Raw genomic sequence first — 16,497 nt, 5'->3', positions numbered from 1 at the left:
TGCGTTCGGTGTTTGTCTACGGCGCAAGGTCGGCGAGGGCCGGTGCCGGTGTCGCCGGGGCGGTGGCCGCCTCGACCGCCCGGATGTGCCGGTAGGCGAACCACAACGGCGGGAACGCTCCGACGGCGAAGGAGAGGTCGACCAGCGTCCAGAACCAGGGGATGCTGCGGATCGGCCCGCAGATCAGCGCCAGCGGCACGATCCCGGCGCAGGCGATCATGCCGAGCTGGACCACCCAGACGTTGCGGACCGGGTCGCGCAGCGGCCCCCAGAACGCCACCGCGAGCACCAGGTGCGCGAAGGCGAGCCAGTCGGTGCCGTACAGCATGAACGGGTAGCGGTCGCCGGTCTCGACGAGCCCGGTGTGGACCCGCTCGATCCAGTCGACCAGCGCCGGGAATTGGCCGGCGAGCGGGTCGAGCGCCCGGAGCAGCCACCGCACCTCGATCTCCAGCGGGAACGCGGTCGCCCCGCTGAGGAACAGACCGACCACCACGACCCACAGCCACCGGCGGGTTCGCCGCAGGCGCTCCTCGACGTCCATCCCGGCAGCGTAACGACGATCTTCGTGTTCTGGGACCCGCCCGCTCGCCCGAAGATCCGGACAACTTCCCGGAAGGTGCTGCTTCAGCCGCGGCCGAGGCAGCACTTTCCCGGAGACTGCGCGGATCTTGATGCGGGCAGCCGGCAGGCCGCGCACCCGTGGGCCGGGCGGGCGGATCGGCCGGGCGTGAGTCGCGCGGTCCGGGGGCGCATTCGGACGAGCCGCGTGCCGGCTGAGCGCAGCCCCGGCAGGTGGGGCGCCGGGGTTGGGTGTGGGCCGTCGACCGTCCGACGGGCGGTGGCGGAAGCCGGGTGGGCGGTGGCGGTCACCGGGCGGACGACGCGGGCGGCGGTGGCCGCGAAGCGGCGTACCGGGCGGCGTACGGCGGGTGCGGCAGTGGCCGCGAAGCGGCGTACGGCGGGCGCGGCGAGCACCCGGGTGAGGCGGTGACGCAGCCGCCGTTCGCGGAGTCGGTCGAGGGTCAGCCCGGCCACGATGGTGGCGACGGTGGTGACCGTGCCGGCCAGCACGAGGGTCTGCCGGGGGCCGACGTGCTCGGCGAGCCAGCCGAGCAGGGGCGCGCCGACGGCCGCGCTGATCGAGCCGGTGATCGCCAGGGCGGCCAGCACCCGACCCCGCATGGCGTAGTCGGTGTCGAGTTGGGCGCGGGCGCCGACCGTGGTGTCGATGACCACGGCCGCCGCCGCGACGGGCAGGATCACCGCGGCGAAGCTCAGCGTGCCGGGGGCCAGCCCGGCGACGATCTGCAGGGCGCTGGCCAGCAGCCCGGCCCCCACCAGCACCCGGTAGCCGAGGTCCCGGCGGCGGGCCGCGACCAGCGCGCCGAGCACCGTGCCGACCGCGAAGACGGTGGAGAGGAACCCGTACCCGGAGACGCCGCCGCGCAGCGGCCCGTCGCTCATCGCAGCCATGGTGACCTGGTAGTTGCGGCCCAGGCTGCCGAGGACGAAGGACAGCGCCAGGGCGACCAGCACCACCGGCTGGCGCAGCAGGTAGCGGAAGCCGGCGCGGATGCCGCCGTCCCCGGGCGGCGCGTCGGACTCGGCTGGCGCGCCGGTGTGCCGCTCCTGCTCGCGTACGGCGAACAGGGCCGCGACGACCGCGACGAAGCTGGCGGAGTTGATGGCGAACAGCAGCCCGGGGCCGATGACGGCGACCACGACGGCGCCGACGCTCATGCCGAGGATGCGGCCGGCGGAGTTGGTGAGCGAGCCGAGGGCCAGGGCGTTGCCGAGGCTCTCCCGGTCCACCAGGGTCGAACACCAGCGGCCCATGACCGGGCCCTCGATCGCCGACACCGCGCCGGTGGCCAGGGAGATCGCGTAGATCGCCGGCAGGCCGCCGGCGCCGGTGAGCGCGACCAGGGCCAGCCCGGCGGCCAGGGCCGCGTGGGCGACCTGGGCGACGATCAGCAGCGGCTTGGCGGGCAGCCGGTCGGCCAGCGCGCCGCCCCAGACGCTGAGCACCAGGCTGGGCAGCGCCTGCAGCAGGACGGTGAAGCCCATCGAGGTGGCGGATCCGGTTTTCGCCAGTACGTACCAGTTGACGCCGAGGACCTGCATCCAGGTACCGATGACCGACACGAAGCCGGCGGCGGCCCAGATCCGGTAGTTGCGGTGGCGCAGCGCGGCGAACGTGGCGCCGAGGGCCATGAGGGTTTCCCGTCCAGACGGTGACACGACGAGGCCGGACCTCGAGGGCCCGGCCAGCCGCCAAGTCTGACCGCGTTCACACCTCATCACCGCAGTTCGTGAGGCGTTTCACGGGCGGTGCCGCCGGATCAGCGGGCGGCCAGCGGCTGCCGCGCCGGGTCCACCGGCGCGGGCAGCTCGCCCACCCCACCTAGGTACGCGTGGACGGCCGCCGCGGCGGCCCGCCCCTCGGCGATCGCCCAGACGACCAGCGACGCGCCCCGGTGCATGTCTCCGGCGACGAACACTCCGTCGACGTCGGTCTGCCAGTCGGGGCGGGCGTCGACCGCGCCCCGGGCGTTGCGGGTCACCCCGAGCTGGGCCAGCAACGGCTGTTCCTCGGTGCCGTCGAAGCCGATGGCCAGCAGCACCAGGTCGGCCGGCAGCTCCCGCTCGGAGCCGGGGAGCGCGGTGACGATCCGCCGGCCGTCCCGCTTCTCCACGGTCACCTCGGCGATCCGGACCGCCCGCACCCGGCCGGTGCCGTCGTCGACGAACTCCTGCACCGCCACGGCGAAGACCCGCTCGCCGCCCTCCTCGTGGGCCGGGTAGTCGCGGAGGAGCCACGGCCAGGTGGGCCACGGGTCCCGGGCGGCGTCCCGGTCGGTCGGCGGCTGCGGGTAGAGGTCGAGCTGGTGGACGCCGGCCGCGCCCTGCCGGTGTGCCACGCCGAGGCAGTCCGCGGCGGTGTCGCCCCCGCCGATGATCACCACGTGCTGGCCGGCCGCGTCGATGGGGGTGCCGTCCGGCAGGGCGGCCGGCGCGGACCGGCCATCGCCGGCCGCGGTGTCGGGCCGCCCGGCAGCCGCCGCGGCGACGGCGCGGTTGGCGGCCACCAGATGCTCCATCGCCTGGTGTACGCCGCGCAGCGCCCGGCCCGGCGTCTGCGGGGTGTCCCGGCCCTGCAACGCGCCGCAGGCCAGCAGCACCGCGTCGTGCTCGGCGCGCAACTGCGCGGCGGTCACGTCGACGCCGACGTTCACCCCGTTACGGAAGAGCACGCCCTCGGCGGCGAGCTGGGCCAGCCGCCGGTCGAGGTGGTGCTTTTCCAGCTTGAAGTCGGGGATGCCGTACCGGAGCAGGCCGCCGGGGGCGTCGTCGCGCTCGTACACGGTGACGGTGTGGCCGGCGCGGGCGAGCTGCTGCGCGGCCGCGAGCCCGGCGGGGCCGGAGCCGACCACGGCGACGGACCTCCCGGTCGGGGCGGGCGCCGGGCGGGGGCGCAGCCCGCCGCGGGCCACGGCCGCGTCGGCGATCTCCACCTCGACCTGCTTGATGGTGACCGGCTGCTGCCCGCCGAGGCCGAGCACGCAGGCCGCCTCGCAGGGCGCCGGGCAGAGCCGGCCGGTGAACTCGGGAAAGTTGTTGGTGGCGTGCAGCGACGCCACGGCGGCGTCCCAGTCGCCGGTACGGACCAGGTCGTTCCAGTCCGGGATGCGGTTGCCGAGCGGGCAGCCGTCGTGGCAGAACGGGATGCCGCAGTCCATGCACCGGCTGGCCTGCTCGCGGATCAGCTCCTCGCCGGCCGGCGGGTACACCTCCCGCCAGTCCATGATCCGCACCGGCACCGGGCGGCGCGCGGGCAGCCGCCGCTCGTAGCGCAGGAAACCGTTCGGGTCAGGCACGAGCCACCTCCGGGGCGGCCGCCCGCGGGGCGGGCGGCACGGGCGCGGCGGACGGCGCCGCAAGGGCGTTCATCACCGCGTCGTCGACGTCGCGGCCGGCGGCTTCGGCGGCCCGCATGATCTCCAGCACCCGGCGGTAGTCGCGGGGTACCACGGCGGTGAACTCCGCCACCGCCTCCGGCCAGCGTGTGAGCAGCTCCCCGGCGACCGTCGAGCCGGTCTCGGCGGAGTGCCGCCGGACGAGGTCGTACAGTCGGTCGCGCTCCTCGTCGCCCACCGGCAACAGGTCGACCAGCTCGGTGTTGACCAGCCGCCGATCGAGCTTCCAGACGTACGCGGTGCCGCCGGACATGCCGGCGGCGAAGTTGCGCCCGCACCCCCCGAGCACCACCACCGTGCCGCCGGTCATGTACTCGCAGCCGTGGTCGCCGAGGCCCTCCACGACGGCCACCGCGCCGGAGTTGCGCACCCCGAACCGCTCGCCGACCCGGCCGCGCAGGAACAGCTCGCCGCCGGTGGCCCCGTACAGGACGGTGTTGCCGGCGATGATCTGGTCCTCGGCCCGTTCCCCGGGCCCGGCCGCGTCGGCCAGGAACGGCGCGGCCGGGTCCGGGCGGACGATGATCCGCCCGCCGGAGAGGCCCTTGCCGACGTAGTCGTTGGCGTCGCCGTGCAGGCGCAGGGTGACCCCGGGCGGCAGGAACGCGCCGAACGACTGGCCGGCGGTGCCGCGCAGCCGGAACTCGATGGTGTCGGCGGGCAGGCCGGCACCACCGAAGCGGCGGGTCACCTCGCCGCCGAGCATCGCGCCGACGCTGCGGTGCTCGTTGCGGACCGCCAGCTCGGCCCGGACCGGGGTGACCGCCGCCGGCCCGGACCCGCTCAGCGCCGGCTCGGCCAGGGCGATGAGCTGGTTGTCCAGGGCCAGTTCCAGGCCGTGGTCCTGGGACCGGGTGCCGCGCCGGGCCGCGCCCTCGGGCAGCTCCGGCAGGTGCAGGACCCGGCCGAGGTCGAGCCCGTGGCCCTTCCAGTGCTCGACCGCGCCGGTGACGTCGAGCAGCTCGGTGCGCCCGATCGCCTCGTCGATGCTGCGCAGGCCCAGCTCGGCGAGGTAGCCGCGGACCTCCTCGGCGAGGAAGAGGAAGAAGTTCTCCACGAACTCCGGCCGGCCGGGGAAGCGCTCGCGCAGCGCCGGGTTCTGGGTGGCGATGCCGACCGGGCAGGTGTCCAGGTGGCAGACCCGCATCATCACGCAGCCGGAGACGATCAACGGGGCGGTGGCGAAGCCGAACTCCTCCGCGCCGAGCAGCGCCGCGATCAGCACGTCCCGGCCGGTCTTGAGCTGGCCGTCGACCTGCACGGTGACCCGGTCGCGGAGCTTGTTGAGCAGCAGGGTCTGCTGCGCCTCGGCCAGGCCCAGCTCCCACGGCGTACCGGCGTGCTTGAGCGAGTTGAGCGGGGACGCGCCGGTGCCGCCGTCGTGGCCGGAGATCAGGATGACGTCGGCCTTGAGCTTGGCGACACCGGCCGCGACCGTGCCCACGCCGACCTCGCTGACCAGCTTGACGTGCACCCGGGCGGCCGGGTTGACGCACTTGAGGTCGTGCACGAGCTGGGCCAGGTCCTCGATTGAGTAGATGTCGTGGTGCGGCGGCGGCGAGATCAGGCCGACGCCGGGGGTGGCGTGCCGGGTACGCGCGATCCACGGCCAGACCTTGTTGCCGGGGAGCTGGCCGCCCTCGCCGGGCTTGGCGCCCTGGGCCATCTTGATCTGGAGGTCGTCGGCGTTGACCAGGTATTCGCTGGTCACCCCGAACCGGCCGCTGGCGATCTGCTTGACCGCCGAGCGGCGCGCCGGGTCGTACAGCCGCTCGACGTCCTCGCCGCCCTCGCCGGTGTTGGACTTGCCGCCGAGGCGGTTCATCGCGATGGCCAGGGTCTCGTGCGCCTCCGCCGAGATCGACCCGTACGACATGGCGCCGGTGGCGAACCGCTTGACGATCTCGCTGGCCGGCTCCACCTCGTCCAACGGCACCGGTGGGCGTGCGCCGGTGCGCAGGTGGAACAGGCCACGCAGCGAACCCGCCCGAGCGGCCAGTTCGTCCACCGTGGCGGTGTAGCGGCGGAAGACGTCGTACTGGCGGCTGCGGGTGGCGTGCTGCAGCAGGAAGACCGTCTCCGGGTTGAACAGGTGCAGCTCGCCCTCGCGGCGCCACTGGTACTCGCCGCCGACCTCCAGCCGGTCGGTGGGCTGCGCGCCGGGGGCCGGCCAGGCGAGGGCGTGCCGGGCGGCCACCTCGGCGTGGATCTCGGCCAGCCCGAGGCCGCCGATCGTGCTCGGAGTGCCCCGGAAGTAGCGGTCGACCAGGCGGGTGTCCAGGCCGACGGCCTCGAAGACCTGTGCCCCGCAGTACGACGAGACCGTCGAGATGCCCATCTTCGACATGATCTTGAGGACGCCCTTGCCGAGCGCCTTGACGTAGTTGCGGATCGCCGTCCCCGGTTCCACGCCGACCAGGACACCCGTGGAGACCATGTCCTCGACCGACTCGAAGGCCAGGTACGGGTTGACCGCCGCCGCGCCGTACCCGATCAGCACGGCCGCGTGGTGCACCTCGCGGCAGTCACCGGACTCCACGATCAGCGCCACCTGGGTACGCGTCTGCTCGCGTACCAGGTGCTGGTGCACCGCAGCGGTGAGCAGCAGCGACGGGATCGGGGCCAGGTCGGCGTTGGAGTCCCGGTCGGAGAGCACCAGGATCCGTACGCCGTCCTCGATGGCCTCGGAGACGTGCCGGCAGATCTCGGTGAGCCGGGCCTTGATGCCGGCGCCACCGTCGCGTACCCGGTAGAGCCCGGAGACCCGGACCGCCTTGAAGCCGGGCAGGTCGCCGTCCTCGTCGATGGAGAGGATCTTGGCCAGCTCGTCGTTGTCGATCACCGGGTAGGGCAGGACGATCTGCCGGCAGCTCGCCGGGCCCGGGGCGAGCAGGTTGCCCTCCGGGCCGATGGTCGACGCCAGGCTGGTCACCAGCTCCTCCCGGATGGCGTCCAGCGGCGGGTTGGTGACCTGGGCGAAGAGCTGGTGGAAGTAGTCGTAGAGCAGCCGCGGCCGGGTGGACAGCGGGGCGATCGGGGTGTCCGTGCCCATCGAGCCGATCGGCTCCGCGCCGCTGCGGGCCATCGGCGCGAGGAGGATCTTCAGCTCCTCCTGGGTGTAGCCGAAGGTCTGCTGGCGGCGGCGCACCGAGTCATGGGTGTAGACGATGTGCTCGCGCGGCGGCAGCTCGTCCAGCTCGATCAGCCCGGCGTGCAGCCACTCGGCGTACGGCCGGGCGGCGGCCAGCTCCGTCTTGATCTCGTCGTCGTGCACGATCCGGCCGGCGACGGTGTCGACCAGGAACATCTTCCCGGGCTGGAGGCGGCCCTTGGCGACCACGGTGGCCGGGTCGAGGTCGAGCACGCCCGCCTCGCTGCCCAGCACAACCAGGCCGTCGGCGGTGCGCCACCAACGGCCGGGGCGCAGCCCGTTGCGGTCCAGCACCGCGCCGACGATCTCGCCGTCGGTGAAGGCGACCGAGGCGGGGCCGTCCCACGGCTCCATCAGGCTGGCGTGGAAGCGGTAGAAGGCTGCCCGACCCGGGTCCATGTCGGGGTCGTTCTCCCACGCCTCGGGGATCATCATGAGCACCGCGTGCGGCAGGCTCCGCCCGGCCAGGTGCAGCAGTTCGAGGACCTCGTCGAAGTTGGCCGAATCGGAGCCGCCGGGGGTGCAGACGGGGAAGATCCGGCGCAGGTTGCCGGGGAGCTCGGCCGTGCGGAGGAGCGCCTCGCGGGCCTGCATCCAGTTGCGGTTGCCGCGGATCGTGTTGATCTCGCCGTTGTGGGCGATGAACCGGTACGGGTGGGCCAGCGGCCAGGACGGGAAGGTGTTGGTGGAGAACCGCGAGTGCACCAGGGCGATCGCGCTGACCACCCGCTCGTCGGTCAGCTCGGGATAGAACGCGGGCAGCTGGTCGGGGGTGAGCATCCCCTTCCAGACCATGGTCCGCGCGGACAACGACGGGAAGTACGCCGGCACATCCCGCTCGGCGGTTTCCCGCTCGGCCTGCTTGCGCACGCAGAACGCCACCCGGTCCAGGTCGAGCCCGGTGAGCGCGGAGCCGGCCGGGCCGGCGGGCGAGGCGGTGAGCCGCCGCGCGGCGAGGAACAGCTGCCGGACCCGGGGCAGCGCTGCCAGCGCCGTCTCGCCGAGACCACTCGGGTCGGTGGGTACGTCCCGCCAGCCGAGGATCTCGGCCCCCTCGACCAGGGCGTACTTCTCCACCACCTGGCGGGCCCGGGCCTCGGCCGTGTCGTCGTCGGGGAGGAAGACCAGGCCGGTGGCGTACTGGCCGGCGGGCGGCAGCGGGAAGCCGGCGACCGCGCGCAGGAACGCGTCCGGCACCTGGATCAGGATTCCGGCACCGTCGCCGGTGTTGTGCTCCGCGCCGCGGGCGCCTCGGTGATCCAGCCGGCGCAGCGCCGCGAGGCCGTACGCGACGACCTCGTGCGCGCGGCGGCCGTGCAGGTCGGCCACGAAGGCCACGCCGCAGGCGTCGTGCTCGTAAGCGGGGTCGTAGAGCCCCGTCGGGCGGGGGTCCGGCTGTGGGTTGAGAGGGTACGGAAAGGCCACCGGGCCTCCTGTCGTCACTCACGTGAATCATGTTTGGGACGACGTCGGCCCTTGCTGGCTAGTTGAGTTTACGTTAGGGCGACTGGTGTACGGCCAGTGCAGATGGATCACACCTTCCACAGTCTGGGACGTGTAGTCTCGCCCGGTGGATGTCGTCTGCGCTGACGTGCTCGACCGGTTGGAGCGCTTCTACGACGCGGTGCCCCGGGACGTAGCCCAAGTCGAGGAGTACGGCTCTCTGGTGCTTTTCGTCCGGGACGGCGCGGGCTGGCCGTTCTACGCCCGGCCCCGGCTCGATGCCACCGCACCGCCCGCGCTGGCCGAGGTGAACGCGGTGCGGGCCCGACAGCGAGAGTTGGGCCTGCCCGAGGCGTTCGAGTGGGTGCACGAGATCACCCCCGACCTGCTCGCGGTGGCCCGCTCGGCGGGGCTGTCCGTGCTGGAGGCGCCGCTGATGGTGCTCGACCCGGCGCGGCTGCCCGACCCGGCGACGCTCAGCGACGTACCGGTACGGGTCCTCGACCCGGCGGACCCTGGCTTCGCGGCGGACGTGGCGACCCGGCGGGCCGTCGCGGCGGTGGGCTTCTCGAACGGCGGCACGGCACGCGGCCCGGCCGGGCCGGCCGAGCGCGACGCCGCCATCTCCCGGCTGGACGTGGCCGCGCTGGAGGAGGAGTCGGTGCGGATCGCCGACGGACGCCGGATCTCCGCGCTCGCCGAGGCCCCCGAGGAGGGGGCGCTGGCCAGCGGGATGGCCATGCGGGTCGGGGACGTGGCGGAGATCGCCGGGGTGGCGACCCTTCCGGCGGCTCGCCGGCGCGGCCTCGGCGCGGCGGTCACCGCGACCCTCGCCCGCGAACTGCGTGACGCCGGCACCGACCTGGTCTTCCTCTCCGCTGGCAGCGAGGAGATCGCCCGGGTCTACCTGCGGGTCGGCTTCCGCCGGGTCGGCACCGCCTGCATCGCCGAGCCCGCCGCCGTCCTCGGCTGACAGAGCCGGGCGGCCCCCGGCGCATGCCGGGCGGCGCCGGGCGGCCCAGTCAGGGCCCGCCGGTGCCGGGCGGGACGGTCAGGTCGGTGGGTGCCAGGCGGCCGCGGCGGCGGCGGCCGTATTGCGCAGCCGAGGGCTGATCGTGCCGAGGGCGGCGTCGCGGGCGCGCAGCGCCAGCCGGCCCCGGGCCTGCAGCACCGCCGACATCCGCCGGGTCTGGCGCACCATGGTCGCCGCGCGGGGCCGGCGCAGCCGGTCGTACGCGGCCACCGCGTCGGGCAGCCGGGACTCGCGCAGCAGCGAGGCGAGCGTGGCCGCGTCCTCGAAGGCGAGGCAGGCACCCTGCCCGAGATGCGGGGGCATGGCGTGCGCGGCGTCGCCGAGCAGCACCACCCCGCCCGGCCCGGCCGGGAACCCGTGCGCCCGGGGCAGCGGTCGCAGTTCGCGGATCTCCTGCTGCACCAGGTCGGCCGGCTCGGTGGCGTCGAGCAACTCGGCGATCGGCGCCGGCCAGCTCGCGTACCAGCGCTTGAGCAGGGCGAGCTGCGTCTCCGGGGGCTCCGGGCGGGGCGCGCCGGCGGCGGTGGCCACCCAGTAGATGCCGCCCCGACGGGAGGCGCCCGCGGTGCCCCGCTCGCCGAGCGAGGCGGCCACGAAGCGGTAGCCCGCGCCCAGCGTCTCTCCGTACACCGGCTGGTCGTCGGGAAGCTTCGGGGCCCGGTACCAGGGGATCACCGCCCGCCACGCGGCACAGCCGGAGCTGACCACCACCGCCTCCGGGGCCAACTGCCGGCGGATCTCGCTGTCGGTGCCGTCGGCCGCGACCACCAGGTCCGCCGTCACGGTGTGGCGGCCCTCGCCGACCGTCGGGCGTTCCCCGGGGACCGCCCGCACCGTCCGCACGGTCACCCCGGTACGCAACTCCACCTGGTCGCCCAGGCCGGCGATGAGCGCGTCGTGCAGGTCCTCCCGGTGCACCACCACCGGCATGCGCTCCGCCGGGGTGGGGCGGGGCTGCACCAGCCAGTGCCCGTCGGGGCGGCGTACCCCGCCGTCGGGAAGCGGGGTGGAGATCGCGTCCAGCCCGGCGCCGAGGCCGAGGGCGCGCAGCGCGCGTACCCCGTTGGGCCAGAGCATGACGGCGGTCGGCTCCGGGCGGACCCGGTCGGCCCGTTCGAGCAGGGTGACCCGCCACCCGGAGCGGGCCAGCGCGCCGGCCACCGCCAGGCCGCCGAGGCCGGCGCCGACCACCACCGCGGTACGCATGGCCGCTCCGCTCAGCTGTCCCGGTCGCTGACCGTCGCCGCGGCCTCGTCGGCCACCGGGGCTTCGTCGGCCAGGGCTTCGTCGGCCGGCGGCGGCTCCTCGTCGGGGAGCGCGCCGGTCTCCTGGTACGCGCGGAACCGCTCCTCGCTCACCACCCGGTAGCCCTCCGGCACGACCTGGCGCGGCCCGGCCGCCCCGGCGGCGAGGTCGACCTGCGACACGTCGCCGCCAGCGGGCGGGACCGGGGCGGCCGGGAGGCCGATCGGGACCAGGTACTCGCGGGGCCCGCGGACCCGCACGAAGTAGGCCAGCGCCCCGAGGAAGACCAGCCCCGCGGTCCACACGTTGAGCCGCAGGCCGAGGATGTGGTTGGCCTCGTCGGTGCGCATCATCTCGATCCAGAACCGGCCCGCGGTGTAGCCCATCACATACAGCGCGAACGCCCGGCCGCGACCGAACCGCAGCTTCCGGTCGAGGGCGAAGACCACCGCCGCGACGCCGATGTTCCAGACCGCCTCATAGAGGAAGGTCGGGTGGTAGAGCCCCGGCTGGAGGACCGCCTGGCCGGCGTCGTCACGCAACGCGTGCCCCGGATTGTCCGAGTCCATCACGTGCACCTGGAGGCCCCAGGGCAGGCTGGTGAGGCCGCCGTAGAGCTCGTTGTTGAACCAGTTGCCGAGCCGGCCGACCGCCTGGGCCAGCGGCAGGCCCGGCGCCAGCGCGTCGGCCACCACCGTGAGCGGGATGCCGAGCTGCCGGGCGGCGATCCAGGCCCCGATCGCACCGCCGGCGACCGCGCCCCAGACGCCGAGCCCACCCTCCCAGATGGCGAACGCCTTGAGCGGGTGCCCCCCGGCGCCGAAGTACTTCTCGGGCGAGGTGATCACGTGGTAGATCCGCGCGCCGACGATGCCGGTGGGCACCGCCCAGACGGCGATGTCGAGCACCGCACCGGGGGCGACGCCGCGCCGGCGCAGCCGGTGCTCGGTCACCACGCAGGCCACCACGATGCCGGCGATGATGCAGAGCGCGTACGCCCGGATCGGAACCGGGCCGAGCTGCCAGACGGCAGTGCTGGGGCTGGGCAGGGCCGCCAGTGCGGTCATCGGGGCGAGGGTCACGGGTGAACACGCTACCCGTGCGGACCGCATTTCCGGCACCCCGGTCGCCCCCGTCACGGATCGGCCGCCTTCCGGTTCATGCGCGCGACGCGTGACACAGTGTGATGAATCACCCCTGCCCGGGTAAACGGCACGGCAGACTTTGCTCTGCAGCCACCGACGCAACAGCAACTCAGCGTCACCGAAGGCGCTTCGGGAACCGCATGGCAGCCGACAGATTCCGCAGCTGAAAAGGGTGCTGCGCCGATGGCTGCAGAGCAAAGGGGGACGGAGGCGCTTCCCGAATCGGCCGGCTCAGGCACACAGCGTCACATCTCGCCCTCGAACACCGAGTGTCACCATCGAGGGAAAATGGCGCGAGAGAGCCGCCGACCGACCAACGGCTACTCCCGGACGGCGGAGGTGGCGGGGGCGGCGCGGCTCAGCGGACCGGGTTGCGGACGCCCTCGGCGAGTTCGGCGCTCAGCGCGCGCAGCGCGGCCAACCCGGCGGCCTGGTCCGGCGCGTCGAGCAGGCAGCGGACGAGCGCGCTGCCGACGATGACCGCGTCGGCGTACCCGGCGACGGTGCCGGCCTGACCGCCGGTGCCCACCCCCAGACCGACGCCGATCGGCAGGTCGGTGACCGCCCGCGTCCGGGAGACCAGCACCGGCGCCGCCTCGGAGGTCTGCGCCCGGGCACCGGTGACGCCCATGATCGCGGTGGCGTAGACGAAGCCGCGGCAGTGCTCGACCGTCATCTTCAGCCGGGCGTCCGTGGACGACGGGGAGACCAGGAACGTCCGGTCCAGCCCGTACGCCTCGGAGGCGGCCAGCCAGTCGCCGGCCTCGTCCGGGATGAGGTCCGGGGTGACCAGGCCGGTGCCCCCGGCGGCGGCCAGGTCACGGGCGAACGCGTCGACGCCGTACTGCTCGATCGGGTTCCAGTAGGTCATGGTGACCACGGACGCGCCGGTCGCCGCCACCTCCTCGACGACGCGCAGCGTGTCCCGGGTCCGCACGCCACCGGCGAGGGCGATGTCGCTGGCCCGCTGGATGACCGGGCCGTCCATCACCGGGTCGGAGTAGGGAATCTCCACCTCGATGACGTCCACGCCGGCCTCGACCATGGCCTTCATCGCCGCGATGCTGCCCTCGACGGTCGGGAACCCGGCCGGCATGCAGCCGACCAGCACGGCCCGACCGTCCGCCCGGGCCTTGTCGAACACCACCCCGATCCGGCTCATGCCACCGCCTCGCTTCGCTCCGCGGCGGCGCGAGACGCCAGGCTGCTGAGCTGAATTGTTCGCTCGCTCCGCTCGCTCACGTCTACTCCTTGTCGAGGATGCCGAAGTATTCGCCGGCGGTGTGCACGTCCTTGTCGCCCCGCCCGGAGAGGTTGACCACGATGACCGGCTCACGCCCCAGCTCGGCGGCGAGCTGCGGAGCGATCTTGCAGGCGCCCGCGAGGGCGTGCGAACTCTCGATCGCCGGGATGATCCCCTCGGTACGGCAGAGCAGCTCGAACGCCGCCATCGCCTCGTCGTCGTCGACCGGCAGGTACGTCGCCCGCCCGCTGTCGTGCAGCCAGGCGTGCTCCGGCCCGACGCCCGGATAGTCCAGCCCGGCAGAGATCGAGTGCGACTCGATCGTCTGCCCGTCCTCATCCTGCAGCACGTACGTCCGGGTGCCGTGCAGCACCCCGGCGGAGCCGCCGGTGATGCTGGCCGCGTGCCGGCCGGTCGCCATGCCCGCGCCGCCGGCCTCGAAGCCGTAGAGCCGGACCCCGGCGTCGGGCACGAAGGCGTGGAAGATGCCCAGCGCGTTGGAGCCGCCGCCGACGCAGGCGGCCACCGCGTCCGGAAGCGCGCCGGTCAGGTCGAGGCACTGCTGGCGGGCCTCCTCGCCGATGCCGCGGACGAAGTCCCGGACCATCTCGGGGAACGGGTGCGGGCCGGCGGCGGTGCCGATCAGGTAGTGGGTGCGGTCGACGTTGGCGACCCAGTCCCGCATCGCCTCGTTCATCGCGTCCTTGAGCGTCCGCGAGCCGTTGGTGACCGGGATCACGGTGGCGCCGAGCATCCGCATCCGGGCCACGTTGAGCGCCTGCCGCTGGGTGTCCACCTCGCCCATGTAGACCACGCACTCGAGGTCGAACAGGGCGGCGGCGGTGGCCGTGGCCACCCCGTGCTGCCCGGCGCCGGTCTCGGCGATCACCCGGGTCTTGCCCATCCGCTTGGTGAGCAGGGCCTGGCCGAGCACGTTGCGGACCTTGTGCGCCCCGGTGTGGTTGAGGTCCTCCCGCTTGAGCAGGATCCGCGCGCCGGTCTTCGCCGAGAACCGCCGGGCCTCGTAGAGCCGCGAGGGCGTGCCGGCGTAGTCGCGCAGCAGCGCGTCGAGCTCGGCGCGGAACCCCTCGTCGGCCATCGCCTTCCGGTACGCCGCGTCCAGCTCGTCGAGCGCCGCCACCAGCGCCTCCGGGACGAAGCGCCCGCCGAACCGGCCGAAGTGACCGGCGGCGTCGGGGAGCTGGGCGGCCGGGGCGTCAGCGGTCATCGCGCTGTCCTCTCGAGACGTGTCGGTACCGGCGCGGCTCAGCGCACCGGACGGGGCGTGGCCGGATGGTTGCCGGCGTTGACCAGTTCGGCGACCGCCTCGCGGGGGCTCTTCTGGGTGACCAGGCCCTCGCCCACCAGGACCGCGTCGGCGCCCGCCGAGGCGTACCGGATGAGGTCGTGCGGACCACGCACCCCGGACTCGGCGATCTTGACGACGCTGCTGGGCAGGCCGGGCGCGATCCGCTCGAACACCGACCGGTCGACCTCCAGGGTACGCAGGTCACGGGCGTTGACCCCGATCACCTGAGCGCCGGCCTCCAGGGCCCGGTCGGCCTCCTCCTCGGTGTGCACCTCGACCAGCGCGGTCATGCCGAGCGACTCGATCCGCTCCAGCAGCCCGACCAGGACGTTCTGCTCCAGCGCCGCGACGATCAGCAGCACCAGGTCGGCGCCGTGTGCCCGCGCCTCGTGCACCTGGTAGCTGGAGACCACGAAGTCCTTGCGCAGCACCGGGATGTTGACCGCAGCCCGCACGGCGGCCAGGTCGTCCAGCGACCCGCCGAACCAGCGGCCCTCGGTCAGCACGCTGATCGCCCGGGCACCGCCGGCCGCATAGTCACCGGCCAGGTCGGCCGGGTCGGCGATCTCGGCCAGCCGCCCCTTGGACGGCGAGGCGCGCTTGACCTCGGCGATCACGGCCACGCCGGGTCGGCGCAGGGCCGCGTACGCGTCCAGCGGCGGCGGCGCGGCGGCGGCCAGCTCGCGGATCCGCTCCAGCGGCACCTGTTCCTGTCGCCGTGCCACGTCCTCGCGCACGCCGGCCAAGATCTCGTCGAGTACGCCTGCGGAAGCCGTCGAACCGGCCTCGTCCCCCTCCGCGTGCGCATGCTCAGCAGTCACCAACGGACTCCCCTCTCCGGGTGTCATGCGCCGATGCTAGGGGTCGCCGCCGCGTGCCAAGTGCCGGGGGTATGGCGCACCTCACCAGATGGGTTGTGGCATGATGGCCTGCCTCGGTGAACGGCCTGTCACGCACGGCCACCCCCGGCGCTGTGACCAAACTCAAGGCCGAACGCCTCTGCCCAGGTCACCCCGGCTTCCCGGACAGTTGACCCGGACGTCATGGCGGCGAAACGCGAGCCGGACAGGATTCCGCTCGGGCAGACTCGTTGAGGCGCCCGTCAACCGGCGTCAACGGATCTCGTGCGGGGTGACCATGAGCGCCAACGGGCCGAACCACATCGGGCTCACCACCATTTCCCGGACCGTGGCGTCGCTCGCCGTCGGTGTGGTGCACACCCTCGAACGCGCGGTGGTCGGCGACAGCCGGATGCGGACCGCCCGTGGCAACGCCTGGGAGGCGGTCTGCGCCGACCGGGCCCGCGCAGCGCAGCGCCGCGAACTGGACCGCCGGGTGGCCGAGCTGGCCGCCGCCCGCGTCGGGGTGGGGGATGACGCGCGGACGACGGTCAGCTGACCGTCGGGTCCTCGCCCCGGTCGAGCGCCTCCCAGGCGTCCCGGGTACCCCGCTCCACCGCCGGCCGCTCGTCCGCCCGGACCGACGGGCGGGCCCGCCGCTCGTAGCGGGCGCCCATCGCCGGCCAGCCGTCGCCGCGCAGCCCGGTGAGCACCCCGCCGCCCGCCGCGATCAGCCCGCCGACCAGCACCAGCGCCGGCCACTGCCGGCCAGCCCCGGCGAGGGCGGCGGTCAGGCCGTAGCCGCCACCGGCCGCCACGGCCAGCCCGACCAGGGTCAGCAGCCCGCCCAGCAGACGCCGAACCCGGCCCCGGGTGGCCAGCACCGCGCCGCCGCCGGCCAGCCCGACCAGGGCGAGGGCGGAGACCCAGGGCAGCAGGTCCGCGCCAGTGCGCGCGTGCCGCGCCGCCGGCAGCGGCCCCCGGGCGGTCAACTCGACCGACCAGGTCCGGGTCACCGCCCACAGGGCCAGCCCCGCACCGGCCAGGCAGAGCAGCACCGCGTACGTCAACTCGCGTCGGCTCCGCTGCGCTGCACTCCTCGCGCTCAC

The 16,497-nt window shown here is 74.2% G+C and carries 12 protein-coding genes; 2 read left to right on the top strand and 10 right to left on the bottom strand.

Features of this window, described 5'->3' with window-relative positions; all coding sequences use genetic code 11:
* Positions 1-16 precede the first annotated feature (16 nt).
* From AB0C02_RS12190 to gltB, 4 genes are all read right to left on the bottom strand, one after another.
* Positions 17-544 (bottom strand): hypothetical protein, encoded by a 528-nt coding sequence (locus AB0C02_RS12190; protein WP_357545791.1) that lies wholly within the window; start codon positions 542-544, stop codon positions 17-19.
* 83 nt (positions 545-627) lie between these two features.
* Entirely contained in the window at positions 628-2,217 is a 1,590-nt protein-coding gene (locus AB0C02_RS12185) for an MFS transporter (RefSeq protein ID WP_357545783.1), read from the bottom strand.
* A 128-nt stretch (positions 2,218-2,345) separates the two neighbouring features.
* Positions 2,346-3,881 carry a glutamate synthase subunit beta gene (locus tag AB0C02_RS12180; RefSeq protein ID WP_357545775.1) on the bottom strand — a complete coding sequence of 512 codons (1,536 nt, stop codon included), beginning with the start codon at positions 3,879-3,881 and terminating at the stop codon, positions 2,346-2,348.
* A complete protein-coding gene (gltB, locus tag AB0C02_RS12175) occupies positions 3,874-8,556 on the bottom strand; it encodes a glutamate synthase large subunit (protein WP_357545772.1) in 4,683 nt (1,560 codons plus the stop codon). The genes AB0C02_RS12180 and gltB overlap by 8 nt, the downstream gene beginning before the upstream one ends.
* A 145-nt stretch (positions 8,557-8,701) precedes the next feature.
* On the opposite strand from gltB, the gene AB0C02_RS12170 reads away from it, so the two are divergent.
* The gene (locus AB0C02_RS12170; protein ID WP_357545762.1) at positions 8,702-9,547 is read left to right on the top strand and encodes a GNAT family N-acetyltransferase; all 846 of its coding nucleotides are present in this window, start codon (positions 8,702-8,704) and stop codon (positions 9,545-9,547) included.
* A gap of 78 nt (positions 9,548-9,625) precedes the next feature.
* Here AB0C02_RS12170 and AB0C02_RS12165 read toward each other — a convergent pair whose 3' ends face one another.
* From AB0C02_RS12165 to trpC, 5 genes are all read right to left on the bottom strand, one after another.
* Complete coding sequence (locus AB0C02_RS12165; protein ID WP_357545754.1) at positions 9,626-10,813, bottom strand: NAD(P)/FAD-dependent oxidoreductase; 1,188 nt, start codon at positions 10,811-10,813, stop codon at positions 9,626-9,628.
* Between the two features lie 11 nt (positions 10,814-10,824).
* The gene (lgt, locus tag AB0C02_RS12160) at positions 10,825-11,934 is read right to left on the bottom strand and encodes a prolipoprotein diacylglyceryl transferase (protein ID WP_357545744.1); all 1,110 of its coding nucleotides are present in this window, start codon (positions 11,932-11,934) and stop codon (positions 10,825-10,827) included.
* Positions 11,935-12,355: 421 nt separating this feature from the next.
* Complete coding sequence (gene trpA, locus AB0C02_RS12155) at positions 12,356-13,159, bottom strand: tryptophan synthase subunit alpha (RefSeq protein WP_357545730.1); 804 nt, start codon at positions 13,157-13,159, stop codon at positions 12,356-12,358.
* 82 nt (positions 13,160-13,241) lie between these two features.
* Complete coding sequence (gene trpB / locus AB0C02_RS12150) at positions 13,242-14,468, bottom strand: tryptophan synthase subunit beta (RefSeq protein WP_357545725.1); 1,227 nt, start codon at positions 14,466-14,468, stop codon at positions 13,242-13,244.
* Positions 14,469-14,506: 38 nt separating this feature from the next.
* Positions 14,507-15,370 (bottom strand): indole-3-glycerol phosphate synthase TrpC, encoded by an 864-nt coding sequence (gene trpC / locus AB0C02_RS12145; RefSeq protein WP_357545719.1) that lies wholly within the window; start codon positions 15,368-15,370, stop codon positions 14,507-14,509.
* Between the two features lie 316 nt (positions 15,371-15,686).
* Here trpC and AB0C02_RS12140 point away from each other — a divergent pair, with 316 nt between their 5' ends.
* Positions 15,687-15,947, top strand: a complete 261-nt coding sequence (locus tag AB0C02_RS12140) for a hypothetical protein (RefSeq protein WP_357545716.1) — start codon at positions 15,687-15,689, stop codon at positions 15,945-15,947.
* Here AB0C02_RS12140 and AB0C02_RS12135 read toward each other — a convergent pair.
* Positions 15,940-16,497 (bottom strand): Trp biosynthesis-associated membrane protein, encoded by a 558-nt coding sequence (locus AB0C02_RS12135; protein WP_357545713.1) that lies wholly within the window; start codon positions 16,495-16,497, stop codon positions 15,940-15,942. The genes AB0C02_RS12140 and AB0C02_RS12135 overlap by 8 nt on opposite strands.

Source organism: Micromonospora sp. NPDC048999, from assembly GCF_040649295.1.
Classification (GTDB): domain Bacteria; phylum Actinomycetota; class Actinomycetes; order Mycobacteriales; family Micromonosporaceae; genus Micromonospora.
Note: the sequence above shows the minus strand (reverse complement) of the source record. Positions and strands in the feature narration are given on the sequence as shown.

Bases quoted from the DNA above. Each gene is read 5' to 3' on its own strand.
- AB0C02_RS12190 (WP_357545791.1), bottom strand. From the start codon at position 544: ATGGACGTCGAGGAGCGCCTGCGGCGAACCCGCCGGTGGCTGTGGGTC.
- AB0C02_RS12185 (WP_357545783.1), bottom strand. From the start codon at position 2,217: ATGGCCCTCGGCGCCACGTTCGCCGCGCTGCGCCACCGCAACTACCGG.
- AB0C02_RS12165 (WP_357545754.1), bottom strand. From the start codon at position 10,813: ATGCGTACCGCGGTGGTGGTCGGCGCCGGCCTCGGCGGCCTGGCGGTG.
- trpA (WP_357545730.1), bottom strand. From the start codon at position 13,159: ATGAGCCGGATCGGGGTGGTGTTCGACAAGGCCCGGGCGGACGGTCGG.
- trpB (WP_357545725.1), bottom strand. From the start codon at position 14,468: ATGACCGCTGACGCCCCGGCCGCCCAGCTCCCCGACGCCGCCGGTCAC.
- AB0C02_RS12140 (WP_357545716.1), top strand. From the start codon at position 15,687: ATGAGCGCCAACGGGCCGAACCACATCGGGCTCACCACCATTTCCCGG.